The 25632-nt window shown below is 62.9% G+C and carries 27 protein-coding genes and 1 tRNA gene; 12 read left to right on the top strand and 16 right to left on the bottom strand.

Annotated elements, in window-relative coordinates; translation table 11 throughout:
- Window positions 1-179 precede the first annotated feature (179 nt).
- The 10 genes from C9427_RS06245 to C9427_RS06200 form a co-directional block, all read right to left on the bottom strand.
- A complete protein-coding gene (locus tag C9427_RS06245) occupies window positions 180-2036 on the bottom strand; it encodes a D-apionate lactonase family protein (protein ID WP_107648268.1) in 1857 nt (618 codons plus the stop codon).
- Window positions 2033-2407 carry a putative quinol monooxygenase gene (locus C9427_RS06240; RefSeq protein WP_107648267.1) on the bottom strand — a complete coding sequence of 125 codons (375 nt, stop codon included), beginning with the start codon at window positions 2405-2407 and terminating at the stop codon, window positions 2033-2035. The genes C9427_RS06245 and C9427_RS06240 overlap by 4 nt, the downstream gene beginning before the upstream one ends.
- Complete coding sequence (locus C9427_RS06235; RefSeq protein ID WP_107648266.1) at window positions 2404-3480, bottom strand: Gfo/Idh/MocA family protein; 1077 nt, start codon at window positions 3478-3480, stop codon at window positions 2404-2406. Before C9427_RS06235 ends, C9427_RS06240 begins: the two co-directional genes overlap by 4 nt.
- Window positions 3481-3483: 3 nt before the next feature.
- Window positions 3484-4338, bottom strand: a complete 855-nt coding sequence (locus C9427_RS06230; protein WP_107648265.1) for a fumarylacetoacetate hydrolase family protein — start codon at window positions 4336-4338, stop codon at window positions 3484-3486.
- The gene (locus C9427_RS06225; protein ID WP_107648264.1) at window positions 4339-5355 is read right to left on the bottom strand and encodes a zinc-binding alcohol dehydrogenase family protein; all 1017 of its coding nucleotides are present in this window, start codon (window positions 5353-5355) and stop codon (window positions 4339-4341) included.
- 3 nt (window positions 5356-5358) lie between these two features.
- On the bottom strand, window positions 5359-6177 hold the full coding sequence (locus C9427_RS06220; protein WP_107648263.1) for an MBL fold metallo-hydrolase: 819 nt from the start codon (window positions 6175-6177) through the stop codon (window positions 5359-5361).
- 123 nt (window positions 6178-6300) lie between these two features.
- Window positions 6301-7320 carry a substrate-binding domain-containing protein gene (locus C9427_RS06215; RefSeq protein ID WP_107648262.1) on the bottom strand — a complete coding sequence of 340 codons (1020 nt, stop codon included), beginning with the start codon at window positions 7318-7320 and terminating at the stop codon, window positions 6301-6303.
- 101 nt (window positions 7321-7421) lie between these two features.
- Window positions 7422-8438 carry an ABC transporter permease gene (locus C9427_RS06210; RefSeq protein ID WP_245436997.1) on the bottom strand — a complete coding sequence of 339 codons (1017 nt, stop codon included), beginning with the start codon at window positions 8436-8438 and terminating at the stop codon, window positions 7422-7424.
- Window positions 8438-9970 carry a sugar ABC transporter ATP-binding protein gene (locus C9427_RS06205; RefSeq protein ID WP_107648260.1) on the bottom strand — a complete coding sequence of 511 codons (1533 nt, stop codon included), beginning with the start codon at window positions 9968-9970 and terminating at the stop codon, window positions 8438-8440. Before C9427_RS06205 ends, C9427_RS06210 begins: the two co-directional genes overlap by 1 nt.
- A gap of 6 nt (window positions 9971-9976) precedes the next feature.
- Entirely contained in the window at window positions 9977-10912 is a 936-nt protein-coding gene (locus C9427_RS06200; RefSeq protein WP_107648259.1) for a ketopantoate reductase family protein, read from the bottom strand.
- A gap of 202 nt (window positions 10913-11114) precedes the next feature.
- Here C9427_RS06200 and C9427_RS06195 point away from each other — a divergent pair, with 202 nt between their 5' ends.
- Window positions 11115-11867: an FCD domain-containing protein gene (locus C9427_RS06195; RefSeq protein ID WP_107648258.1), complete on the top strand. Its 753-nt coding sequence runs from the start codon at window positions 11115-11117 to the stop codon at window positions 11865-11867.
- A gap of 132 nt (window positions 11868-11999) precedes the next feature.
- Window positions 12000-12233, top strand: a complete 234-nt coding sequence (locus tag C9427_RS35310) for a four-carbon acid sugar kinase family protein (RefSeq protein WP_342587236.1) — start codon at window positions 12000-12002, stop codon at window positions 12231-12233.
- Between the two features lie 97 nt (window positions 12234-12330).
- Here the strand turns inward: C9427_RS35310 and C9427_RS06185 are convergent, their stop codons facing one another.
- The 5 genes from C9427_RS06185 to C9427_RS34705 form a co-directional block, all read right to left on the bottom strand.
- Window positions 12331-13125 (bottom strand): glutamine amidotransferase, encoded by a 795-nt coding sequence (locus tag C9427_RS06185; protein ID WP_107648257.1) that lies wholly within the window; start codon window positions 13123-13125, stop codon window positions 12331-12333.
- Window positions 13126-13207: 82 nt separating this feature from the next.
- Window positions 13208-14209: a rhamnose ABC transporter substrate-binding protein gene (locus C9427_RS06180; protein ID WP_107648256.1), complete on the bottom strand. Its 1002-nt coding sequence runs from the start codon at window positions 14207-14209 to the stop codon at window positions 13208-13210.
- Window positions 14210-14255: 46 nt separating this feature from the next.
- Window positions 14256-15245 carry an ABC transporter permease gene (locus tag C9427_RS06175; RefSeq protein ID WP_107648255.1) on the bottom strand — a complete coding sequence of 330 codons (990 nt, stop codon included), beginning with the start codon at window positions 15243-15245 and terminating at the stop codon, window positions 14256-14258.
- A complete protein-coding gene (locus C9427_RS06170; RefSeq protein WP_245436996.1) occupies window positions 15242-17053 on the bottom strand; it encodes an ABC transporter permease subunit in 1812 nt (603 codons plus the stop codon). Before C9427_RS06170 ends, C9427_RS06175 begins: the two co-directional genes overlap by 4 nt.
- The gene (locus C9427_RS34705; RefSeq protein WP_245436995.1) at window positions 17010-17753 is read right to left on the bottom strand and encodes an ATP-binding cassette domain-containing protein; all 744 of its coding nucleotides are present in this window, start codon (window positions 17751-17753) and stop codon (window positions 17010-17012) included. Before C9427_RS34705 ends, C9427_RS06170 begins: the two co-directional genes overlap by 44 nt.
- A gap of 314 nt (window positions 17754-18067) precedes the next feature.
- On the opposite strand from C9427_RS34705, the gene C9427_RS06165 reads away from it, so the two are divergent.
- Window positions 18068-19264, top strand: coding sequence for an ROK family transcriptional regulator (locus C9427_RS06165; protein ID WP_245436994.1), 1197 nt, complete (start codon window positions 18068-18070; stop codon window positions 19262-19264).
- Between the two features lie 167 nt (window positions 19265-19431).
- On the opposite strand, the gene C9427_RS06160 is transcribed toward C9427_RS06165, so the two are convergent.
- Window positions 19432-19506, bottom strand: a tRNA-Thr gene (locus C9427_RS06160).
- 157 nt (window positions 19507-19663) lie between these two features.
- Between C9427_RS06160 and C9427_RS06155 the strand changes: the two genes are divergently transcribed.
- The 9 genes from C9427_RS06155 to yacG all read left to right on the top strand — a co-directional run bounded on the left by C9427_RS06155 (window position 19664) and on the right by yacG (window position 25550).
- Entirely contained in the window at window positions 19664-19876 is a 213-nt protein-coding gene (locus tag C9427_RS06155; protein ID WP_097572475.1) for a hypothetical protein, read from the top strand.
- A 163-nt stretch (window positions 19877-20039) separates the two neighbouring features.
- Entirely contained in the window at window positions 20040-21332 is a 1293-nt protein-coding gene (murA, locus tag C9427_RS06150) for a UDP-N-acetylglucosamine 1-carboxyvinyltransferase (RefSeq protein ID WP_107648253.1), read from the top strand.
- 147 nt (window positions 21333-21479) lie between these two features.
- On the top strand, window positions 21480-21911 hold the full coding sequence (locus tag C9427_RS06145) for a DUF2948 family protein (RefSeq protein ID WP_107648252.1): 432 nt from the start codon (window positions 21480-21482) through the stop codon (window positions 21909-21911).
- A gap of 10 nt (window positions 21912-21921) precedes the next feature.
- A complete protein-coding gene (hisD, locus tag C9427_RS06140) occupies window positions 21922-23214 on the top strand; it encodes a histidinol dehydrogenase (RefSeq protein ID WP_107648251.1) in 1293 nt (430 codons plus the stop codon).
- 6 nt (window positions 23215-23220) lie between these two features.
- Complete coding sequence (locus C9427_RS06135; protein WP_107648250.1) at window positions 23221-23706, top strand: UPF0262 family protein; 486 nt, start codon at window positions 23221-23223, stop codon at window positions 23704-23706.
- 48 nt (window positions 23707-23754) lie between these two features.
- Window positions 23755-24165 (top strand): arsenate-mycothiol transferase ArsC, encoded by a 411-nt coding sequence (locus C9427_RS06130; protein WP_208636349.1) that lies wholly within the window; start codon window positions 23755-23757, stop codon window positions 24163-24165.
- A 195-nt stretch (window positions 24166-24360) separates the two neighbouring features.
- Complete coding sequence (gene infA, locus C9427_RS06125; protein WP_006329283.1) at window positions 24361-24579, top strand: translation initiation factor IF-1; 219 nt, start codon at window positions 24361-24363, stop codon at window positions 24577-24579.
- Between the two features lie 90 nt (window positions 24580-24669).
- Window positions 24670-25296: a Maf-like protein gene (locus C9427_RS06120; protein WP_107648248.1), complete on the top strand. Its 627-nt coding sequence runs from the start codon at window positions 24670-24672 to the stop codon at window positions 25294-25296.
- Between the two features lie 62 nt (window positions 25297-25358).
- Entirely contained in the window at window positions 25359-25550 is a 192-nt protein-coding gene (yacG, locus tag C9427_RS06115) for a DNA gyrase inhibitor YacG (protein WP_107648247.1), read from the top strand.
- Window positions 25551-25632 lie beyond the last annotated feature (82 nt).

The raw sequence follows: 25632 nt of genomic DNA, 5'->3' as shown, positions 1-25632 counted from the left end.
GTACTGAGGTTTTGAGATTTGGCTGGTGCTGCGAAAGAGGGTTGAATCCTCTCTTACATGAATAATCTCAATTGCTTAGCAACCTTTTTGTAACATTGTGACTACCGGCAAAATGACCAGAGAATCGTTTCCCAATGAACGAAAATGGTTCCGGTCTATCCGATAGGCATCACCCCTGATCACTGGCATTGAAGAACCATTGACCGATATGGTCCCAAGGTGGGTTTATCGTGAGAAGCAGTCGTCATCCGGTTGGCAGTCTCGCCGATAATGGCAACTGGCCGTGCGCCTGATGGAAGTGAGAGGTTCACGGCTGACGGCGTCAGATTTGCAACAAGGACACGGATATCGTCCCCAAGACGATATCCGATCGCGGCTACGCCTGCGTGGTCGACCGAAATCTGATAACGCTCAGCTCCAGCTGCTGCCGCCAGTTCAGCGTGCACCGCCTGGATAGGACGACGAGTTCCCGTCGGACCGAGCAAGCCGAACCAACCAGTCGGGGACGCGATTGCAAGATGATCGACGCCCGCTGCAGAAACCTGTGCCGCGACGCCGATAGCAAAGGCCGCTCCGAATAACGCGCCGTGCCGGGGGTCCTCGCCTGCAGCGGGCATTCGCACACGGGCAGGATTTGGAGCCACGCTCTGTCCGTAGGGATTGTGGCGCATGCCGATCGTGCAGGGTCCGAGCCAGATCGGCTTTCCCGGGCACAGGCGTCGCGCCGTGGCGATGACGGAGGGATAGACGCTCAGCGTCTCCATGACCGACAAATCGTCGGCCGCGTGCACGACGGCGGCGTTGCCGAAGAAGACGAAATCGGCCTCGCCCGTCGGCGGATTGCGATTGAACTCGGTGAACAGCGACGGCGTGCCGGCGCCGATGGCGGCGGCGATCCCGCTCGCCCGGAGCGCGGTCACCAGATCGCTGATCGGCCGTTCGCCCGGAGGCACCGAATTCGAGGATCGTGTCTTGAACTCGCGTCGTGGCGAAACCAGCACGGCGCCAGGTTCGATTTCCGACGATCGGATCGTGTCGGCAACGGCCTTCGCTTCAATGCCGGGATCGATGGCGTCCAGGATTACCTCGATCGCGAGGCGCGCGCCTGTCGCGGCGGCAAGGCTGGCGGCCTTGCGCAACACATCCGCGTCATGGCCGCGTGCGCTGTCGAAACGAATGATGACATCCTGCGCGGCACCGAGCAGCGCCGCGCCAGCCAGCGCCGATGGCAGATCGTCCGGATCGAGGAACAAGGCCATGGACGGCATCCGCCCGATTGGCCGGCCAAGCGTCAGGGTGGCGGTTCCGGCGATTTCAGGCCGGCTCATCAAGCCCTTGGCCTCGATGGAAACCGTGATGCGCTGGATGTCTTTTGCTCGCTTGGCGATGACATAGGGCCGCGGCTTCGACAGCGGACGGACATAGGTCTTGAACGAAGCGTCGGTCCAGTTGCGCTGGTCTTCCATCTCGAAGGCATCGCCTTCCATGGCGACGGTGCAGATGATGCCGGGTGCCGGCTCATGCGTCAGTGCGTTGATGTCGAAGGCCGGCTGGTCGGGGCTGATCGCATCGGGAAAGACCGTCTCCTCGATCCGCCCGTCGCTATGTCGGATAATCAGCCGTCCGCCCGCGGCGTCCGAGGGGTGGAGCACGACGAAACCGGTGCGATTGGTCGGGAAGTCGCTGAGCGCCACCCCTTCCGCCTCCAAAGTCAGCGCGCCGGACGCTTTGCCTGTTATTTTCATCCGATAGGAGAAGCTGCCCTGCGGCCCGGCGCAGAGCCCTTCATAGGCGACCTCGAACGCCCCCTGGTCTTGCTCTATCGTAAGGTTCGTGAGCTCGGCCTTGTAGGTTCCCCATGAGGCATCGCGCGCCAGGTAGTTTATCGCGCGCACCACTTCGACGCCGGCGAAGGAGATCGTACGCAGATTGCCGTCTTCGAGGATCGCGGTCAGCGGTCCGGCGGTGAGCGTCCGGCGCTCGGCAACCGGCTCGTCGGTACCGAACAGGTCGAGGGTGGCGGCTTGCCCGCTCACATCGGTTCCCTGATCTTGGCGTTCTCCTGCACGGAATAGGCGAGCACAGTCTTGCTGATCACGAGTTCGCGCGAGCGTTGATCGAACTGGCGGAAATGCTCCGAGCCAAGATGGAGATCGAAGGCCGCGCGATCCTTATAGATTTCATAGAGGAAGACCTGCCTTGGACTTGCCGCATCCGCTGGTGTCAGCACATCGAAGCGCAGGCAGTCCGGCTCCAGCTTTACGGAAAGAGCTGCGTTCTCGGCGACCAGCCGATGGAATTCTGAGAATGCCCCTTCAAGCAATTCGAACGCAACGGTGATCGCAAAGGCAGTGGCGCCCAAGCCTTCCTTTGCTCGTTTCGACGCCTTATCCGGACCCGATGTCATTGCGCCCTCCGGTCACTTGAGACAGCGGCGGCGCTTGCCTTCCGCTGCGCCGGAACAATCGCCCGGTGTTCTTCTGCCGCGCGGTATGCGGCGTCAACCAGTGCGTATGTCCTGAGATTGTCACTTCCCGAGGTCTCGGCGGACACGCCCCGCCGGAGACAGCCGAGAAAATGGCGGCAGGCAACGAACGCGCCCTCCTGGGTGACATGCCAGCGATCGCTGGTCCATGAGCGCAGCGGAGAGCCAATGTCTTCCTCGGTCGTTGCTCCATTGCTGGTAACCCGCATGCGCGAGCCCGGAAGAACGATGATCGACCCATTGTCGCCTTCGATCTCCACCAGCGTTTCGGGGAACGGATCGGGGTCGCGTCTCGCCTCATATGTGCACTCGACGACGCTGACGGCACCGCTGCGATGGCGCAGAAGCATCGTGGCTGTGTCCTCGGCCCGCACCTTGGGATTGCGGCGCTGCGTTTCACAGGAGATGCGTTCGACTTCGCCCAGGAAGAAACGTGCGAGGTCGAGCACGTGGATGCCCACATCGGCGATCGCCAAACGTTCCTCGTCATAGAAATAGGGTTGCGTGCGATAAACATCGAAGCCGGTGCGAAACATTATCCGGGCCCAACTCGGCGTGCCGATGGCGCCACTGTCAATGACGCGGCGCACATGCCGCATTGGCGTCTGGAAGCGGAAATTTTCATGCACCGCCAGCCACACCCCAGCCTTTTCGGCTGCGTCGACGATGGCGACGCAATCCTCCCAGGTTGGAGCAAAGGGCTTTTGCACTATGGCGGCGACGCCTTTGCCTATCGCCAACTCGCAAAGCGCCCGGTGCGTGTCGTGGCGGGTTACGATGTCGACGGCATCGAGCCGCTCGTTCGCGAGCATGGTTGCGGCGTCCGTGTAGGAAGTAACGCCGAAAGTTCGACCGGCTGCTTGTGCCTTGCCTGGATCGACATCACAGACCGCGGCAAGCACGGCGCCTTCGCCGACAAGGTCTTTCCACGCATGCAGGTGGTTCTGTGCGTAGAAGCCGCAGCCGATGACCCCGATGCGTATCCCCCTCGCCATTTTCTATCCCGCAACGATCGGCGTTCTGAGAATGCCAATGCCCTCGGCTTCGATCTCGACGACATCGCCGGCCTTCATGAAGATCGGCGGCTTCTGGAAGATGCCGACGCCGGCCGGCGTTCCCGTCGATACAATGTCGCCGGGTTCGAGCGGGATGTATTGCGACAGGAAGGATATCAGCAACGGCAGTGAAAACAGCCAGTCCGAGGTGCTGCCGTCCTGCAGCGTCGTGCCGTTCAGCCGCGTCTTCAGCGAAACATTGTCGGGATGCGGCATCGCATCTGATGTGACGATGCAAGGGCCGATCGGTGCGAAGCCGGCAAAATTCTTGCCGATGGTGATCTGGTTGTCCTTGAACTGCACGTCGCGAGCCGAAATGTCGTTGAGCAGCGTGTAGCCGAAGATCGCCGACATAACGTCTGCCTCATCCGCTTTGTGCAGCCTCTGGCCGATGACGGCCGAGAACTCCACCTCGTAATCCATCTGCTCGGTTCTATCAGGCTTTTCGACCGGCTCGTCGGGTCCGACCACCGAGGTCGGCAGTTTGGTGAAGAAGAACGGCTCGGTCGGCATTTTCGCGTTCGGGTTCTCCTCGGCATGGCCCTTGTAGTTGATGCCGGAGCACAGCACCTTGCCCGGCCGGATCGGGGCTTCCAGCCTCACATCGGCGAGCGCGTAGCGCGGCGCCTTGGCCAAGCCAGCGCGGATGCGGCCAAGCATCTCTTTGCCGCCGAGCACGACCTCCATGACGCTCTGCGCAAGGCCGGCCTCGGTCAGGCAGGCGATTTGGTCGCCGTCGAGCACGCCGGCGTGATGATCATGACCTCCCTTGGGGTGGGAGAAGGTAACGAGCTTCATCTAGTCCTCCGAAACGAATACGGCCTTGTGCAAAGCCATTGGATTGGCGGCGAGCTTCTGGAAGACGCCGGGTGCTTCGCCGAGCGCGAAGGAACTTGCAATCTTCGGATAGTGGATCTTGCCGGAGGCGAGCAGTTCAAGCGCCTCGGGAAAACAGTCGACCGAGGCGCGCGAACCAAGGATCGTCACTTCCTTGCGGGTGAAGTCGAGGCCGGGGAAGGTGATGCCCTGGCCCTTCTTGACCAGGCCGAGAATGACGATGCGTCCGCCGGCCGCGACGAGATCGATCGTTTGCTCCATCGCCGGCGCAGCGCCCGTCGCCTCCATGACCACCGGCATGCCTTCCCCATTGGTAAGCTCCATGGCGCGTTCGACCAGACCGGCTCCGCCGGCGACTGGTATCGCGCCGAGGTCGGCCGCGGTGGTCAAGCGCTCTGCTGACAAGTCCGTGGCGTAGACCTTTGCGCCATGCGCGCGCGCCACTTCGACGATGGCCAGTCCGATCGGCCCGGCGCCGAGCACCAGTATCGTGTCCTGCGCGCTGACCATGCCGCGGCGGCAGCCCTGCACGCCTATTGCCACCGGCTCTGCGAATGCTGCCTCGAAGTCGGTCAGCCCATCCGGCACGACATTGAGATTTCCGGCCGGCGCCGTCACGAAATCGGCGAAGCCACCCTCGCGATGGACGCCGACAATGGCCAGATTGGCGCAGCAATTGCGCTTGCCGACCCTGCAGGGATAACAGCGGCCGCAGCCGATGAACGGGTCGACAACGACGCGGGTGCCGATCGGCGGTCCACTGCTGCCGGGACCATAAGCTTCGACCACTCCAGATATCTCGTGGCAGCCGATCCGGGGATAGCTCACATAGGGGTTCTTGCCGGTGTAGATGTAGAGGTCGCCGGCGCAAAGCCCGGCAGCCTTGACGCGGACCAACACCTCTCCCGGCTGCGGCTCCGGCTTCGGCGCGTCGGCCATGCGGATCGAAAACGGCGCGTCGAAGATCGCTGCACGCATCGATCAGGCCGCCTTGGCCGGGCGCACGACCTTGCCGTCGCCGTCGAATTCGATCCAGTCGCCGGCGCGCAGCAGATAGGGGTCGGCGATCGCCTCGCCGCGCGCCCTGGCCTGCCGGTGGTGCTCCATATATTCGGCGACGTCCTTGTCGCCGTCGAGCTTGATGTAGTGGCAGGGCAGCACGGTCTCGAGGCCAAGCCACTGCGTGGCGAGAACGCCCTCGTAGGGGCTCATCTCGCCGGTCAGCATTTCGCCAGGCATTGGGTTGAGATGCAGGATCTCCTGCGGATTGGCGATGCCGATACAACCAACATTGGGCTTATAGAGCTCGGCCTGCAGCTTGAGGTCCGAGAAGATCGCGGTATCGCCGTAGTGGTAGAAGCGCAAATTGTCGTCGGCATAGACGATGAAGGCCATCGGCACGCCGGAAATGAAGGAATTGTCCTTCAGCCTGATCTGCGACCAGTGGTGGCATTCGAGCGGCTGGATTTCGATTCCGGCCACCTTGACGCGAATGCCCCAGGTCGTAGCGCGGATCTGGTTGGCCGGAATGCCGCGATCCATCAGCCAGGCCTTCACCTCGCCGCCGCAAACGACCGGGCAGCCATATTTCTGCGCTATATTGTCGGTGTCGCCGAGATGATCGAAGGCGGCGTGGCTGACGATGACGAGATCGACGTGATCGAATTCGGTCGACCTGGTCGCCGCGCCCGGATTCTGGTCGAGGAACGGATCGCACAGGATGCGCAAGCCGTCGCGCGTCAGGATCTCGTAAGCGGCCACGCCGTGGAAGCGTATGCGGGTGGTGGGGTGACGTGCCATTTTATGTCCTTGGCCATTTTGTGTGATTGGCCATCCGGCGGCGAGGGAGAGTGCGCCGCCGGAGGCTGCCTGGACCTTGGAATCAAGACTGAGCCTTGAACCAGGGCTCCGGCATGGTGCGGCCTATTTTACATTCAGCGCGGTCAGCACCTTGTCGACATTGTCCTTGGTGATCAGGATGACGCCGGTGTCGAGCGAATCCGGGATCGGGCGGCCGCCATCCTTCGAGGTGAGACCGGCCGACTTCAGCGTGTTGTGGTTATAGTCGTGCAGCAGCTTGACCGCGTAATAGATGAACAGCTCGCGGTTCTGCACGACGATGCCGTCGACCCAGCCCTCCTTGGCCGACTTGAAGAAATCGGGCGTCTGCTCCATCGCGGTCACCTTGATGTCGCCGGGATTCTTGCCGGCTTCACGCAGCGCGGTGACGATGCCGGCGCCGGATTCGGAATCGAAGCCTGCAAGACCGGCAATATCGGGATTGGCTGCCAGGATCGCCGCGGTCACCTGCGCCGCCTTCTGCGCGTCGCCGCCATCGTCCTCATTGGCGACGATGGTGTATTTGCCGCCGCCATTGGCCTCGATATAGGCTTTGAAGCCAGCCACTGCCTCGCGCATATTGCCGGCGTTGATGATCGACATCGACGCGAGCTTGCCGCCATTCGGCAGCATTTCCATCAGCTTCTTGGCCTGGGCGACGCCGACCTGCGTCCAGTTCGTGCCGATATAGGCAAGGCGGCCGGAGTCCGGCAGGTCGCCGTCATCGACCACGGTCGGCACGCCCTGTTCCATGCATTTCTTGACCGATTCGGTCAGCGACGGATCCCAGCCGCCGACCACCGAGACGCCGCTTGGCTTTTGCGCGCAGACCTGGTCGACGGCGGAGATGAAGCCCGGCACGTCGAAATCGGTCGGTCCGGCGACGATCACCTTGACGCCGAGCTCCTCGGCGATCCGCTTCATGCCGACATAGTCATATTGCACGAACAGCGGCAAATTGGCCTTGTTGGAGATCCAGTAATAGGTCTCCTTGGCATCGGCCGGCCCGAAGGATGATTCCTGCGCGCTAACCGGAAAAGTCTGCAGCAATGCCGTGGCGGCAAGCGCTGCGCCGGAGAGTATCGCTTTCACTATCGATTTCATGCCCGTTTCCTCCTGATGTTTTTGTCGTTCCAGTCTTCTGAAATCCAGTCTCCTGCATGCCGTCCGGTTGTCCGGACGCCTCCTCCCGCCCCCGCCTGAGATCAGGCGCGGCCGCTGGTCTTGAAACGATCGAGCGAGACGGCAAACAGCAGGACCAGGCCCACCACCAGCCCTTGCCAGAACACGCCGATTGCGTTGATGATCATGGCGTTCTCGATCAGCGCGATGAACAGCACGCCGAGAATGCCGCCAAGGATCGTGCCCTCGCCGCCCTTCAGGCTCGCGCCGCCGAGCACCGTGGCGGTGATGACCTTGAGCTCGATGCCGACGCCGGCATTGACGACGGCGCTGTTGAGACGAGCCGCGCCCAGCACGCCGGCGAGGCCCGCCAGCGCCCCCATGATGACGAAGCCGATCAGGATCAGCCGATCGACGCGGATGCCCGAAAGCTGGGCGGCGCGCGGATTGCCGCCGATGAAATAGAACTGCCGGAAGAAGCGCGTCCGCGCTACCAGCCAGCCGCCAACGAGCACCAGCACCAGCATTGCCCAGAACGGCGACTGGATCCTGAATAGCGGGTCGGCGGCACGGCCATAGGCAGCGAAAGCATCGCTGATCGGGGTGACGCCGGTGCCGGCGGTGACATAGGTCAGGCTGCGATAGATGGTGAGCGTGCCGAGAGTGGCGATCAGCGCGTTGATGCCGATGCGCGTCACGATCAAGCCGTTGACCAGGCCGCACAATGCGCCGACCAGGATGCCGACAAGGACCGCGCTCTCTGCCGGCCAGCCCCACCAGCCTGCCACGACGCCGGCCCAGACGCCGGAGAAGGCCAGCGTCGAGCCGACCGACAGGTCGAACGTGCCGCCGATCATCAGCAGCATCATGCCGCAGACGAGCATCCCCACCGGCGCCAGGTTGAGCAGCACGGCCCGCATGTTGGAGGCGGTCGGGAAATTGTTCGGGTAGACAATGCTCATCGCCAGCGCCAGCGCGACGACGAGCACGAAGAGCGTCAGTTCCCTGGAATCGGCAAGGCGCCGCACGATGCGCACCAGGAGGTTCTCTCGCCGGCGCTCGGCAGTTTCTGCCAGGGGTTGCGTGATCTGCATCGCCATCATGCCTCTGCCATATCAGCCTGGTTGCGAACCTCGGCCACCGAGGCCGTGTATCTTGTGGCCAGCCGCAGCACCTGTTCTTCGCTCGCCCCGTCGCCCGGCAGTTCGCCGACCGTCCGGCCTTCCGCCATCACGACGATGCGGTCGGCAAGCGCCAGCACCTCCGGCAGGTCCGAGGACACGACGAGCAGGGCGACGCCCTTGTCAGCGAGCGCCCTGAGCAGCCGGTAGATCTCGGAGCGCGCGCCGACATCGACGCCGCGTGTCGGCTCGTCGACGATCAGAAGGCGCGGCTCCATCGCCAGCCATTTGGCGAGCAGCACTTTCTGCTGATTGCCGCCGGAGAGATTGCCGACGATCTGGTGAACGCTCGGCGTCGCGATGCGCAGTTCGTCGACGAAATTCCTGGCCAGGGCCTCTGCCTTGCGGTTGGAAAAATTCGCACCCGACGAGACCCTGGACAGAACCGTCGCGGCGACATTGTTGACGATGTCCATGCCGAGGAACAGGCCGGCCGCCTTGCGGTCTTCCGGCACCATGCCGATGCCGGCATGCTTGCCGTCCCATGGGCCTTTCGGATCGATCGCCGTGCCGCCGATCCGAACCGAGCCGCCGTGCCGGCGGCGGGCACCGAAGATCGCCTCGCAGAACTCACTGCGGCCCGACCCGATGAGACCGGCAAGGCAGACGATCTCGCCGGCCCGAACGGTGATCGACGCCGAGCGCACCAAAGGCGGCGCATCGACGTTCTGGGCCTGGAGCACGACGTCACCGATTTTCCGCCCCGCGGGGGAGCGCGAGAAATGCACGTCGCGTCCGACCATCAGGCGGATCAGTTCGTCGGTCGATGTCTCGGCGACCTTGCGCGTCCCGGCGAGCCTGCCGTCCTTGAGCACTGTTACAGAATGGCAAAGCGCGAATATCTCGGCGAGCCGATGCGAAACATAGATCACCGAAACGCCGTTGCCGGCCAGGCGGCGCACCACGTCGAACAGTTTTTCGGTTTCGGTAAGGGTCAGCGCCGCCGTCGGCTCGTCGAGGATGAGGATCCGGAGGTCTCGTGATAGCGCCTTGGCGATTTCGACGATCTGGGCCTGCGCAGGCGACAGCGCCGACACTTTCAGCGCCGGATCGATGGCGACGCCAAGCTGCGCGATCAACGCTTTTGCCTGCTCGCGCATGGCGCGGACGTTGACCTGGCCAAGCCATTGCGTCGGCTGGCGGCCGGCGAAGATGTTCTCGGCGACCGAAAGCTGCGGCACCAGCGAGCCTTCCTGATGCACGATGCCGATGCCGAGATCGCCGGCGGCTTTTTCGTCCAGCGTGCCGATCTCGGCGCCGTCGACCAGCACCGTGCCTTGATCCCGCGAATAGACGCCGGCGACGATCTTGCCGAGGGTCGACTTGCCGGCACCGTTTTCGCCGAGCAGGGCGCGGATTTCACCGGCCTCGACATTCATCGAGACATCGTCCAGCGCCCGCACGCCGGGGAAGAACTTGGAAAGGCCGTTGATTTCGAGCCGCGGCGCCATGGCCCGTTATGCCTTGGCCTGGAGATAGTGGGCCTGCTTGGCCTGGATCATCCAGACCATGGTTTCGTTGACGGGCGTTGCCACACCGGTGCGCTTGCCCGCGTCGACGATCGCTCCGTTGATCACCTCGATCTCGGTCTGCCGCCTGGCCTCGACATCCTGCAGCATCGACGCCTTGCCGCCGACCGCCTTCTCCAGCAGCCCGGTGATGGCGGCCCAGCGCTCATCATAATCGAGCGCGATGCCTTGCGCCTTCGCCACCGCCACGACCTCTACAAGGATAGCGGCCATCAGGCTCTTGGTACCGTCGAAGGCGACAAGCTCGTGCGACATGAAATGCAGCAATCCGGCGACCGGCAGCGTGCAGGCATTCAGCGCCAGTTTTTTCCAGACTTCGTCCAGGATCCTGTCTGAGCGCGTCGTTTCGATCTCAGCCGCGCGGAACGCCTCGATCACCTTGCCGAGGCGCTCGGTCGGCTTGCCGGTGAGTTCGCCGATATAGGTCATGCCGGATCCCGGATGCTTGACGCGGCCCGGCGCCAGCAACGTACCGCCATGATAGGTGAGCCCGACCAGCACGCGGTCTTCGCCGACGATCGAGGCGATGCGGGGCGCGTTGCCCCAGCCGTTCTGCAGGCTGAGCACGGCCGTGTCACCGGCGATCATCGGTGCGGCGGCGCGCACGGCGGCCTCGGTGTGATAACATTTGACGAAATTGATGATGAGATCGACCGGGCCGACGCTCGCCGGATCATCGCTTGCCGGCACCCTGATCACCGGCTGCGAACCATCCTTCTCCTCGATGGTCAGCCCGTTGTCGTTGATTGCCGTCACCGCCGCCTTGGAGACGTCGATCAAAGTCACGTCGTTGCCGGCGCGGGCCAGATAGCCCCCGAATATCCCGCCCATGGCTCCGCCGCCGCCCAGAATGGCGATTTTCATGCATTTCCTCCCTTGGCGGCCGCAACCGTTCGCCACCGCCATCATCGTCCCCAAGCGTGTTGATTTGCAGGCTTTGGAGCACGCCCCAAACCGGCACGGTCAATGCTCCAGGAGCTCAACCATCTGTTCCCGCGTTCCAATCTTGTGATTTCAGCATTGCAAGCTGTTGCATGGTTGTCAAGCATGATGGTATGAAAGGTCTATGGTCGACCCGCTAGTCATAGAACGAAAGAAGCTCTTCGAGCACGTTGCCACGCACCTCGAAGGGCAGATCCTCTCAGGCAAACTGAAGCCCGGGGACCAATTGCCGCCCGAACGCGACTTGCAGTCGCGCTTCGGCGTCGGGCGCCCGGCCATCCGAGAGGCGCTGATCGCATTGCAGAAGGCCGGCCTTGTCGAACTCACCAATGGCGCCCGCGCCAAGGTGCTGATGCCGACCGCCAGCCACATCTTCACCGGCATGGCGCCTGCCGTCAGGCAGATGCTGTCGACCGAGGAAGGGCAGCGCTCCTTTCAGGGCGCCCGCATGTTTTTCGAAGTCGGCCTCGCCCGCGAGGCGGCCCGCACTGCGACACCTTCCGACCTTGAATCGCTAAGCGAGGCGCTCGAAGCCAACCGCCTGGCGATCGGCGACCGCGACCGCTTTACCAGCACGGATATCGCTTTCCACTTCGAGCTGGCACGCATCGCCCGCAATCTCGTTTTCGTCGCGCTTCACGACCAGATTTCGGAATGGCTGAAGGAACAGCGCATCGTCACGCTGGCCGCCGACGGCCAGGAACAGACCGCCTACGAGGCGCACCGCGCCATCTATGACGGCATTGTCGCGCGCGACCCCGACCGCGCCGAACAGGCGATGCGCGCGCATCTCGACCAGTTGACGACGATGTTCTGGCGCCAGCGGGCAAGTGATCATGAGACTGGGGATCGTGAGATGAGCGATCGCGACAAATGAAGATCGGCATCATCGGTGACGATTTCACGGTTCCGGTGACATCACCAACACGCTCGCCAAAGCAGGCCCGCGGGCTGTCCAGTATGTCGGCACGCCGATTGAAAACTGGCGGATGGAAGCATCGATGCTGCGGTGATCGCACTCAAAACGCGCTCTGTTGCGGCCCATGATCCCGTGTCTCAATCGCTGACAGCCTGCCGCTGTCTGGTTGCCAACGGCGCGGAGCAGATCGTGTTCAAGTATTGCTCGACCTTCGATTCGACGCCTGAAGGCAATATCGGACCTTTCCCGTCAACGGTCGCATGCTCTACGATGGACACCTCTCCGCGGAGGAGTTGGAGGAAACGGCAAACCTGGTGTTCCTGACAAAGCGGCTACGTGTGCGGCGACAGGATGAACGGGTGGTCGCAGAGTTGGAACAACGTCGACAAGAGTGAAGGTCTGTGTTTGCTCTTGCATGGGGTCATGCGGGCCCAGGAGGACTGATCAGAGCCTTCTCGTCCTTGCCGGCGAGCCACCGCACCATGTTCGCCATCAGCTTGCCGTAGAGCGGCCACCCGAGAAAATCCTGCGAGAGCCAATGCGGACCGATGTCGGTCGCCCAAGCGACCGTGCGGCCGCGGCCATGGTTGCGAACGGCAAGGAGCGGCCAGTCCGTGCCGCGATGATGACAGGTCGCAAGCAGCAGGGATGACCCGTCGCCTCTGAAATCCAGCTTGTTCATGCCAAGAATCAGGGGCAATGGCTCCTCTACGCCGACAAAGATCGGATGGGCAGCTTGCAGGATGGAGGCCTGCAGACCCTCCGGCACCTCCATGCCATCACAAAACGGCAGACAGCGCACGGGCAACACGTCTTCGACCGGGGTGTCGTAGAATCGTGCCGTCCCGAACATGCCCTGAAAACCCATATAGCCTCCTGCCAGCATCAGCCCACCGCCTCCTTGGACGTAGGCCTTGAGCAGCTCGAGACGGTTGACGCCGGCGCGACCGGCGCGGGCATCCGGCGTGACCAGCAAGGTCAGCGCGCCGACATCAGAGATCACCACCGCCTGATACTGGGCAAGCGCATCGAGGTCGAAGGGGAATTCGGCCGCACAGCGGTCGCCGCCGATCTGTGTCACCGAGATGCCCTCGGCGGCGAGGGCGGCGTTGAAGGCGGTTGCGCCATTTGTCGACGTCGCACTGGTCAGCACATCGCCACCGACGGCAACCGTAGTCATCGCCGCGAAGGTTTCGCCTGCAAGCAATATTTTCATTGCCGCCCCCGCATTGCCTATCGAGAGTTGAAAGAAGGGCGCCGGATGGACCCGGCGCCCGCCGGTATTCGAGACTTGCGGTTCAGAACTTGAACTCAGCCAGATTTTCGGGGGTGACGATCTTGGCCGGTCCCAGGATCAGTTCGCCACCGGCTCCGATGGTGTATTCGCCGAGCCTGCCCGCCGTGAACTTCTCACCTTCCTTGCCGGTGATCTTGCATTGCGCAAGCGCCTGGGCAGTTTGATAGGTAAGATAACCAAGATCGGTAACGTTCCACCAGATATCCTGAGCAGCGCCGTCCTTGATGTATTTCGAGATCAGAGTGGCCGGTGCCAGGCCGGTCAGCTTGACCTTGCCGATCATGCCCGCCTCCTCGAGCGCACGCGCTGCCGCCGGAAGACCTATGCCTGCTGGAACGATGATCACCTTGAGATCCGGAAACGCCTGCACCAGCGCAAGTGCCTGCTGCTGGTTGATCTGCTCGCTTTCTTCGCCATAAGCGACCTGCACCAACTTCATCTTGGAGAACTTCGGCTCGGCCGCCATTTTCGCCTTCATGAAGTCGATCCAGGCGTTTTGGTTGGTGGCCGTGGGCGTAGACGACAGGATCGCGAATTCGCCTTCACCGCCGCTGAGATTGAATGCACTTTCCAGCATCATTTCGGCGAGACTGTCGCCCTTAACTTGATTCACGAATACCGCGCGGGCGTCGGCCGCCACATCGGAGTCATACGAGATCACCCGGACACCCTGCTGGACAGCACGCTTCAGCGCAGGCGCTACAGCATTGGCGTCGTTGCCGGCAATTGCGATGACCCCGACCTTCTGAGACACGAGGCTGTTGATGAATTCGATCTGTGCCTCCGCCGTCGCCTGCGATGGGGCGACCTGGGTAGCGGTGCCGCCAATTTCCTTCGCCGCCTCTTCGGCCCCTCCAAAAGCCACCTTGAAGTAGGGATCCGTGTCGAGCTTGGGCAGGAAGCCGACCGTTACGGGCTCCTTGGCGCATTCCTGGCTTAGAGCCAGCGAGGTTGGTGCGAGCAGAACCGCGGATGCGAGCAGGGCTAATCTAAACGCTTTCATTGTTACTCCTCCATCAAAATTCGGGCTTGAAGAAAGGGGCCCGAGATCACCCCTTGGTTTCGCGCAAGGCGCGCGATCTCGAAAGCCGCTCCTGTGCGGAGCGCCAGTAATTGCCGACCAGCAGCGAACCGATCAGAAGCAGGCCGATGATCATGCCCTGTGCGTCGCCGCCGATCTGATTCAGTGCCAGCACATTGCGGATGACGGCAATCAGGACCAGCGCCAGCATGACGCCGGTCAAGCGACCCTTGCCACCAAAGACGCTGACGCCGCCGAGAAGCACTATGGTGATGACATCGAGCTCCATGCCGAGCGCATTGTTGGCGCGGGCGTTGGAAAGGCGCGCGGTATAGACGATGCCGGCGATTGCCGCGACGACGCCGGAGACGACGAACAGGTTCAGCACCATGCGGCGCGTGTCTATGCCGGAATAGCGTGCCACTTCGGGGCTGCCACCGAGCGCGTAGATGCGCTTGCCGGTCGGCGTCTTCTGCAGGATGACGGCAAACACCGGCGCCAACACAAGGAAGGGCACGATGGTCCACGGTATCTGCGTGCCCGGCAGGTTGTTGATGCCGAAATCGACGACCGCAGGCGGCAGGATGTTGACTGAACCGGTGCCGAGCAGAATGTAGCCTACACCTCGATAGAGAGCCATGGTGCCGAGCGTCACCACCAGCGACTGCAGCCCCAGGCCCGAGACCAGATAGCCATTGAAGGCGCCGAGCAGCCCGCCGGCGACGAGCGTCAGCGGGATCGCCGCCAGCGTCGGCACACCGGCCTGGACGAACAGGCCAAAGACCACGGATGTCAGCGCCAACATCGAGGCGATCGACAGGTCGATCTCGCGGGTGATGATGAGCAGCGTCATCGGCAGAATCAGCAACGCCTTTTCCGAGGCGCTCGCGGCCAGTTGCGAAAGATTGAAGCCGGAGACGAAATTCGGCACGAAGACCGCCGCATAGAGGAATATGGCCAGACAGGAGATCGCCAGCAGCAGATCCCAGAAGTCGATCGAACGAAGGAACTTCCTCATCTCGCCCCCGCCTGTCTTGCCTGCTCCGCGCGCCGCACGATGAAGGTGTCGATGCCGATGGCGACCAGGATCACCAGGCCGTAGACTCCTTGCAGCCACAGCGGGTCGACGCGCACCAGCGTCAGCCCGTTCTTGATGACCAGCAAAGTGAGCGCGCCAAGGATGATGCCGAGCAGCGTGCCCGAACCACCGCGGATGGCGACGCCGCCAACCACCGCCGAAGCGATCACGGTGAGTTCGAAGCCGAGCGCGACACGAGCATCGATGGTGGCGTAGCGGGATGCCCAGAGCGCCCCGCACAGACCGCCGAGCAGGCCGGCCATGCCAAAGGCCAGAAGGATGCGCCGATCGACGGGGATGCCGATGAGGCGCGCACCGTCAGGGTTGGAGCCGGTGGCAAACAGCTCGCGCCCAATGGCCGTGCGATAAAGCAACACGTAGCCGGCGCACAGGATGACAATGGCGATGACGACGATCAGCGGCACGCCGGCGATTTTCAGACCGGTCATGTCGAGCCAGGCCTGCGTGACCTCGTCGGCGCTGATCTGGTCGCCCGCCGCCCAGATCGAATTGAAGCCGCGAAAGATCGACATCGACGCCAGGGTGACGACGATGGCCGGGATCTTTCCCCTGGTGACGACAAGGCCGTTGATCAGGCCAGCGACAACGCCGACCGCGCATGCGGTCGCAAGGCCGATGCCGATGTCGAGTCCAGGATAGGCCTGAACCATGCTGGCCGCCATATAGGCTGAAAGACCTATCACCGCAGCGATCGAAAGGTCGATGTTGCGGGTGATCAGCACCAGCATCTGCGCGAGTGCCGCAACAACCAGCAAGGCAGCATCCATCGACACGGCGGTCAGGTTTGCCGCGCTCACCATGCGCGGGTTCATAATGGTGACGGGAATGGCGACCGCCAATATCGCGGCGAGCAGCCCGAACTCTCGCCGCTTCAGGAAATCGAACGGTCCTTTTTTCTCGTCCGAGAGAGAGACACGCGCAGCCTGCGCTGCCGGGTCGACGCGTTCGTCCGTCTTCGTCGCCGCCTCCAGCACTTTTTCCTGGGTAGCTTCGCCGCGCGCGAATTCGGCCGTCTGGCGGCCTTCGCGAAGGACAACGATGCGGTCGCACATGCCGATCAACTCAGGCATTTCAGAGGAGATCAAGAGGATCGCCATGCCCTGCGCGGCAAGATCGGCGATCATCGCGTGCACTTCCGCCTTGGTGCCGACATCTATGCCTTGCGTCGGCTCGTCGAGGATGAGGACACGCGGTTCGGTGCGCAGCCATTTGGCCAGCACCACCTTCTGCTGGTTGCCGCCGGACAATTCCTTGACCGGCTGCCCGTAACCAGAGAAGCGCAGCTTCATGCGCTTCAGCCAGTCCGCAACCAGGTCGATGGCGCGGTCCGTGCTGTAGAGGCCGGAGGGCGCCGCCATGTCGAGTATTGGCAGCACGGCATTGTCTAGGATGGAGAAATCCATCACCAAGCTCTGGCCCATGCGGTCTTCGGAGACATAGGCGATGCGCGCACCCATGGCATCGCGTGCCGATGCGAAGCGCACAGCCTCGCCGTCGATCAGAATTTCGCCGGCGTCCGGCTGGTCGATGCCGAACAGCACGCGCGCTATCTCGGTCCGCCCGCTGCCAACCAGGCCGCCCAGCCCGAGCACCTCTCCAGCATGCAGCTTGAGGTCGATGTCGGCGAAGCCGCCGGCGCGCGAAAGCCCCCTCGCCTCCAGCACCAGCGCGCCGGTGGCGTGGTCACGTTCCGGATAAAGGTCGCTCACCTCGCGCCCGACCATCATTGGCGGCCGCGCGGCCCAGATCGGCCTTGGGCTTGACGCCGATGAGACGCCCGTCGCGCAGCACCGCGATGCGGTCGGCAATACGGAAGATCTCGTCCATGCGGTGACCGACGAACATCATCGCCACGCCGTGCTGCCTGAGATCGGCGACGACGGTGAACAGCCGTTCGACCTCGCGCTGCGACAACGCCGCCGTGGGCTCGTCCATGATGAGCACACGCGCGTCGAGCGACAGGGCGCGAGCGATTTCCACCAATTGCTGCTCGGAGGTGCGCAGCGCGCCTAACCGCGTTGCGGCCCGTACGTTGAGGCCGACCATTGCCAACACCTTGCGGGCGCCGGCAAGCATTGCGGAATTGTCGATGCCACCGAAGCGGTCACGCGGCATGTGCCCGAGATAGATGTTTTCCGCCACCGAAAGATCCGGAAACAGGCCGGGATGCTGATGCATGACCGCGATGCTGGCAGCCTGGGCATCGTGCGGCGAATGGAAGACCACAGGCTTGCCGTCGACTTCGACATGGCCGCTGGTGGGAGAATGCACGCCGGCCAACAGCTTGACGCAGGTGCTCTTGCCGGCGCCGTTTTCGCCAAGCAGCGCCAGAACCTCTCCGGAGCGCAATTCGAAGGAGGCGTCCTTGAGGGCGATCGTGCCTCCGAAGGCCTTTGTCGCCTGAACCAGGGCAACCGGGACGGCCACGTTTCTCGTCGCCGCGGCAGCGGCTACTCCATGTGCGCCAGAGTGCAGCACCTCTCCTCCCTAGTCATTGCCTAATCACTGTTGTTTTTTCAATTTGCTATATTAAATGAAGCTTGACCGCAACAGGAAAATTGACTTCCATTAGCCCTGCAGGCACTGTCGTGTCGCGCATAAGCGCGGTCGGAATGCCTCGATCGCAGCAGCTTCAAAGTTGTAGGCGGCTAGGCTGGCTCGGTGAAAAACTGATCGGAGACGCCAGTTTGTCTGGAAAAGGCAGTAATTCTGTCAAGGTTCGGCATTACAATGAGCGTTTCGTGCTCGATGCAATACGCCGACTGAAGGAGGCTTCCAAGTCTGACCTTGCGCGCGCCGCAAATCTGACGCCGGCCGCTGTCGCAACCATTGTCGACGGGCTGGAATCCTCTGGTTTCGTAAAGCAAGTGGGAAAAAGGTTCGGGCAGCGCGGATCTCCTTCCACACTTTACAGGCTCACGCCGGAGCGGATCTACAGCGTCGGCATCAAGATCGGCCGACGTGCGCTGGAAGCCGTGTTAGTAGACTTCGCCGGCGAGGTCCGGGCCCGCGAGTCGCACGAATACCGGTTTCCGGATCCCGATCTGGTGCTCAGGGCCGGAAATATGGCGCTTGCCAATTTCGACAAGGTGGTCGCAGGGCTTGGCGGGGCCAGCCTTGTCGGCTTAGGCATCGCTTCGCCCTATTTCCTGGGAGGCTGGAGCGAAGAGCTCGGCTTTCCCGACGACCTCGGCAACCGCTGGGAAGCAATCGACCTTTCAACCTTCTTCGCCACAAGGCCGAAAACTCAGGTGTTCGTCGAGAACGACGCGTCATCGGCAGCGCTGGCCGAACTCATCCAGGGGGCCGGCGCTCGGTTCCGCGACTTCATGCATATCTCGATTGACACGTTCGTCGGCGGTGGGCTGGTGCAAGGCGGCAAGGTCCATACCGGTCCGCACGGCAACAGCGCTGCGCTCGGCCCGTTGCCGGTCTCGCCTTCAAGCCTCGATTCGGTGGCAGCCAAGCCGGCCCGCTACCAGAGCCTGCTACATCGCGCATCGATCTATGTGCTGGTCAATCATCTCAAGTCGCGCGGCATCGAGATCAATCGGGTGCGGGAACTGGATCCCCTGCCGCCGGGGGCGCGCGTGCCTTTGTTCGAATGGATCGACGATTGCGCCAGCGCTCTGGTCGAGGCGATCATCGCCATCACCTCCGTCATCGACATCGAGGCGATCGTTCTCGACAGCATCCTGCCGCGGCCTATCCATCACGAACTGCTGGCAAGGGTGCAGACCCAGTTCAACCGGACCAGCGCCATCGGCATTGTCGCGCCGGAAATCGTATCGGGACAATTCGGCCCCGAGGCCTCGCCGATCGGCGCGGCCATGTTGCCGTTCTCGGCACTGCTAGCTCCCGACAGCGGCGTGCTGATGATCGGCAAGGACAGAACAATGTTGCTGGATAGCCTTTCGAGGCTTGCCAGCCAAAGGTAAACAAACAAGATGCTCAGCGATCTTGTGCGAAAGCTGGCCGTTCCGATTCAGGAGATTTCGAACGCGACCAGTCACCAATTCCATCCGATTTGTTACGGCAGTTGTAACGTCAGAATGGACAAAAACCGTTGCAAGTCAACGACTTCAATACTTTCAAGGGGATAAGATGGTGCTGCGAGAGAGGATTGAACTCTCGACCTCTCCCTTACCAAGGGAGTGCTCTACCACTGAGCTACCGCAGCCGCCGATGGCGGGGCTTCTGCCATATCGAACAGGCAAGCGCAAGGCCAAGCGCGATGATGTGTGGAAGCCGGCTCCGGAAGGCTTTCCAGGACATGGCGGCGCCACAATGTTGGCTATGCCTGATGGCGTTGGCTAATCGCCAGCCGGGACGGAACCATGAACGAGACGACAAATCCACCTGACAAGGGCGGTCCACCAAAAAACGACGGTTCGTCCAAAAAGGGCGGCACGGACCGCAAGGACCGACTGGCCGAGCAATTGCGCGCCAATCTGCAGAAGCGCAAGGCGCAGACGCGTTCGCGACGCACTGGCGGAGCCGATCAGCGGCCGGACGGGCTCGACCCGTTAAGGGAAATGCAAAAGGATTGACTTAATATCAACAGACTTGGCCCGGTTGCCAGGAAATCCTACTTCTTGAACCGAGCCGGCCAATGGTCTAGACGGGCTCCGGGGTCTAGACGGGCCAAATGGTCTAGACAGGACAGACTTAACCGATTGAAAACCGGCTTTTGGCCGAGGGGATATCTCTTCCATGGATCGCATCAGAATCGTCGGCGGCAACAAGCTTGCCGGAAGCATCCCGATCTCGGGCGCGAAAAACGCAGCGCTGCCGCTGATGATCGCCTCGCTGCTCACCGACGACACGCTGACGCTCGAAAACGTGCCGCATCTGGCCGATGTCGAGCAGTTGATCCGCATCCTCGGCAACCATGGTGTCGATTATTCAGTCAATGGCCGCCGCGAGAAGCAGCAGGAAGGCTATTCGCGCACCATCAATTTCTCGGCCCGCAACATCGTCGACACGACAGCCCCTTACGAGCTGGTTTCGAAGATGCGCGCGTCCTTCTGGGTGATCGGCCCGCTGCTTGCCCGCATGGGCGAAGCCAAGGTTTCGCTGCCCGGCGGCTGCGCCATCGGCACGCGCCCGGTCGACCTGTTCCTGGAAGGCCTGCAGGTGCTGGGCGCCGATATCGACGTCGACACCGGCTATGTCATCGCCAAGACCAAACACGGCCGTCTGGTCGGCAACCGCTATGTGTTTCCGAAAGTCTCGGTCGGCGCCACCCATGTGCTGATGATGGCGGCGTCGCTCGCCAAGGGCGAGACGGTGCTGGAAAACGCCGCTTGCGAGCCCGAGATCGTCAACCTCGCCGAATGCCTCAACGCCATGGGCGCCAGGATTTCCGGCGCCGGCACGCCAACCATCACCATCGACGGCGTCGAGGCGCTGTCGGGCGCCCGCGTCCGCGTCATTCCCGACCGCATCGAGACCGGCACCTATGCGATGGCGGTGGCGATGACCGGCGGCGACGTCGTGCTCGAAGGCACGCGGCCCGAACTGTTGCAGACCGCGCTCGATGTGATTTCGCAGACCGGTGCCGAGATCACGCAGACTAATTCCGGCATCCGTGTGAGGCGCAACGGCGCCGGCATTTCGCCTGTCGACGTGACGACCGCGCCCTTCCCGGCCTTCCCGACCGATCTGCAGGCGCAGTTCATGGGCCTGATGACCATGGCCAAGGGCAGGTCGCGCATCACCGAGACGATCTTCGAAAATCGCTTCATGCACGTCCAGGAGCTCGCCCGGCTCGGCGCCCACATCACGCTGTCCGGCCAGACGGCAATCGTCGACGGCGTTTCCAAGCTGAAGGGCGCGCCCGTCATGGCGACCGATCTTCGCGCCTCCGTCTCGCTGGTCATTGCGGGTCTGGCGGCCGAAGGCGAGACCACGGTCAACCGTGTCTACCACCTCGACCGTGGCTTCGAGCGGCTGGAAGAGAAGCTGTCCGGCTGCGGCGCGGTGATCGAGCGGATTTCGGGATAGGCAATCGGCGGGATTCCAGGGCCTGAGGCCAGTATCGATCTCGGCGCTGAAGCGATTGGCTTGGGCAGGATCCGTGGTGCGGTTGCACGGACTGGAAAGACCGCCTAACAGAAGGCTGAATAATCAACCTTCAGGTGTGAAATCCGCATGGCTCTCAAGCTTGTCGCACTCGACGATCAGGATCTGAGCATTGTCTCGGCTCATGTCCAGGACGCCGTGATGAAGATCGGCGACCTGGAATACCTGCCGGTGGCCAAGCGTTTCGTGCTGACCATGAACCGCTTCGTCTGGGAGGCGAAATCCGGCCTGTTTCGCCAGCACAATGAGCGGCGGCAGGCCGTGCTGCATTTCGACAGGGTGCTCGGCGCCAAGACCAGCGGCATCGCCCGCGACAAGCCAGGCGAGGTGCTGTCGCTGCTGGCGATCAGCTTCATCGAGATCAGCAAGCCCGCCGGCATTGTCGAGCTGATCTTTTCTGGCGGTGGCGCGATCATGCTCGATGTCGAGTGCATCGAGGCGCGGCTCGCCGACATTGGCGGCGCCTGGGAAGCGACGTCGCGTCCCATCCACAGAGCCTGAGAAGCACAAGATGGCCATTACGCTTCGCCAGTCCGACGCCGATTTCGAGCCGCGTTTCGCCGCCTTCCTGTTGACCAAGCGGGAGGTTTCCGCCGATGTCGAGGCCGTGGTGCGCCAGATCATCGCCAGGGTGCGGACCGAGGGCGACGCGGCGTTGATCGACTACACCAGGACATTCGACCAGGCCGACCTGAAAAGCCTCGGCATCGCGGTCTCCAAAGACGAGATCGCCCGCGCCTATGACGGCGCCGATCCGGATACGATCAGGGCGCTCGAATTCGCCCGCGACCGCATCCGTGCCTATCACGAACGGCAGAGGCCGAAGGATGACCGCTATACCGACGCCGCCGGCGTCGAGCTCGGCGCGCGCTGGACGGCGATCGAGGCGGTCGGGCTCTACGTGCCGGGCGGCACGGCGAGTTATCCAAGCTCTGTGCTGATGAATGCCGTTCCGGCCAGGGTCGCCGGCGTCGAGCGCATCGCCATTGCCGTGCCCGCCTCCGGCGGCGCCGTGCCACCACTGGTGTTGGTCGCGGCCGATCTGGCCGGGGTTTCCGAGATCTACCGGGTCGGCGGCGCACAGGCGATCGCGGCACTTGCCTATGGCACCGAGACGATCAAGCCCGTCGCTAAGATCGTCGGCCCCGGCAACGCCTATGTCGCGGCGGCCAAGCGCCAGGTGTTCGGCACCGTTGGCATCGACATGATCGCCGGACCTTCGGAAGTGCTGGTCGTGGCCGACGGCAGCAACAATCCGGACTGGATCGCCGCCGACCTGCTCGCCCAGGCCGAGCATGACGTGTCGGCGCAGTCGATCCTGATCACCGACGATCCAGCCTTCGGCGTAGCAGTCGAACAGGCCGTCAAGCGCCAGTTGCAGAGCCTGTCGCGCGGCGAGACGGCGGCAGCGAGTTGGCGCGATTTCGGCGCGGTGATCCTGGTGCCTTCGATCGAGGCGGCGCTGCCGCTGGTCGACCGCATCGCGGCCGAACATGTCGAGTTGGCAATTGACGATGCCGAGGGCTTCCTTTTGCGCATGCGCAACGCCGGCGCCGTCTTTCTCGGCCGCCACACGCCGGAAGCCATCGGCGACTATGTCGGCGGCTCCAACCACGTGCTGCCGACGGCGCGCTCGGCGCGCTTCTCGTCGGGGCTTTCGGTGCTCGATTTCGTCAAGCGCACCTCGATCCTGAAGCTCGGGCCGGAGCAGTTGCGGCTGCTGGCGCCCGCAGCCATCGCCCTGGCCAAGGCGGAAGGGCTCGATGCGCATGGCCGCTCCGTCACTATCCGGCTGAACATGTAGGCTGCGATGTCGGACTACGATCGAACCAGTGCCAGGCTGATCGATGTCGAACTCGACGAATCGATCGGCCGCTCGACGCCCGATGTCGAGCATGAGCGGGCGGTGGCGATCTTCGACCTGATCGAGGAGAACAGCTTCCGGCCGGTCAATGACGACGGCGCCGGGCCCTACCGGCTGAAGCTGTCGCTGGCCGAGTCCCGCCTGGTCTTCGCGGTGACGCGCGAGGACGGCACCAAGGTGGTCACCCACATCCTGTCGCTGACGCCGTTCCGGCGCATCGTCAAGGACTACTACCTGATCTGCGAAAGCTACTACGACGCCATCCGCTCCTCGACGCCCAGCCATATCGAGGCGATCGACATGGGCCGGCGCGGCCTGCACAATGAAGGCTCGCAGACGCTGATGGACCGGCTTGCCGGCAAGATCGACATCGACTTCGACACGGCGCGCCGGCTGTTCACGCTGGTCTGCGTGCTGCACTGGCGGGGTTAGACCCTGGCCGCCGGCCCCGCGCCCCGCTCGATCCTGTTCGTGTGCGGCATGAACGCCGTACGCTCGCCGATGGCCGAGTTGCTGGCGCGCCGGGCGCTTCCGGCCACGATCTTCGTTGCCTCGGCCGGCGTGCGCGCCGGCGAGCGCGACCCGTTCGTCGACGCCGTGCTTGCCGAGGACGGCCTGTCGCTGGGCGAGCGTCACCCCAGGACCCTGGACGATCTCGAGGACGACTATTTCGACCTGATCGTCACGCTGGCGCCGGAAGCGCATCACGCCGCGCTCGAACTCACCCGCTCGCTCGCCGTCGACGTCGAATACTGGCCGACGCCGGACCCGACAAATGCCGGCGGCACGCGCGAGCAGGTCATGGCCGCCTATCGCGACGTGCGCGAGCGCCTGAAGGCGCGGATATCCAGCCGTTTTCTCAATACCGAGGTCAAAAACGCCACGGATTAAGCATGTTCACAAGCGGGCGATTATCATATAGGTTCCGCCCAAATTCCGGCTAGAGTCGGATGATTTCAGGTCTGTTCGACCTGAAATTTGAATCCGCCTCTAAAGAAGTAGAGCATGATGTCGTCCGAAAACCGCTTCACACTTTTCGGCATCATGCTCTAGGCGCTGGAACTGCCATCCAAGCAAAGGTATCGAATGCCGAAGGAAGAAGTCCTCGAGTTTCCGGGTATCGTCACGGAATTGTTGCCCAACGCGATGTTCAGGGTGAAGCTTGAAAACGAACACGAAATCATCGCCCACACGGCCGGCCGCATGCGCAAGAACCGCATCCGCGTGCTGACCGGCGACAAGGTCCTGGTCGAGATGACGCCCTACGACCTGACCAAGGGCCGCATCACCTACCGTTTCAAGTAAGATCGTCGGAGCATCGGACCGAAAAGTGCGCAGCGGTTTTCGGACAAATCCCATGCTCAAACGAAGAGATAGAGCCCGGCCGGATTAACGATGAGCATTTTGCAGAAGCTGGTGCTTGCTTCGGGTTCACCGCGCCGGATCGAACTCTTGCAGCAAGCCGGCATCGAGCCGGACCGTGTGCTGCCGGCCGATGTCGACGAGACACCGCTGCGCGCCGAGCATCCACGTTCGCTGGCCAAGCGCCTGTCGAAGGAAAAGGCCGAGAAGGCGCTGGCCTCGCTCAGCACCGAAGCGGACTATGCGCCCGGTTTCGTGCTGGCCGCCGACACGGTGGTCGCTGTCGGCCGGCGCATCCTGCCCAAGGCCGAAACGCTCGACGACGCCTCCAACTGCCTCGGGCTGTTGTCGGGCCGTTCGCACCGGGTCTATTCCGGCATCTGCCTGATCACGCCGGCCGGCAAAGTGCGCCAGCGGCTGGTCGAGACCAGGGTGCGCTTCAAGCGGCTGCCGCGCGATGAGATCAACGCCTATGTCGCCTCGGGCGAATGGCGCGGCAAGGCGGGCGGCTATGCTGTTCAGGGCCTGGCCGGTTCTTTCGTCGTCAAGCTCGTCGGCTCCTACACCAATGTCGTCGGCCTGCCGCTCTACGAGACGGTGGCGCTGCTCAGCGGCGAAGGGTTCAAGGTGCACGCCAACTGGATGTCGGCCCGGCCGTGAGTTGGAGGTGGGCATGAGGTTGGGGGCAGTGAGTTCGAGGCGACCATGAATTCGAGGCGACTATGAGCCCTGACGAAAAGGTGACGCCGCTGCGCCCCAAGCGCCCCTGCCCGGAATGCGGCAAGTCGTCGGCGCGCGAAACCTATCCGTTCTGCTCGAAGCGCTGCAAGGACATCGACCTCAACCGCTGGCTCAAGGGCGCTTATGTCATTTCGGCTCGCGACGACGAGGAAGACACCGACGGCGAGAAATGAGGCTGTTTAGGGAGGTTTGCAGTGCCTGTGTTCGGCCACGATCTCATCCGAAAATCGGATTCCACTTTTCGGGATCATGGTC

The organism is Mesorhizobium helmanticense (assembly GCF_003034915.1).
Lineage (GTDB): Bacteria > Pseudomonadota > Alphaproteobacteria > Rhizobiales > Rhizobiaceae > Mesorhizobium > Mesorhizobium helmanticense.
This window is presented reverse-complemented; position numbering and strand designations above follow the sequence as displayed.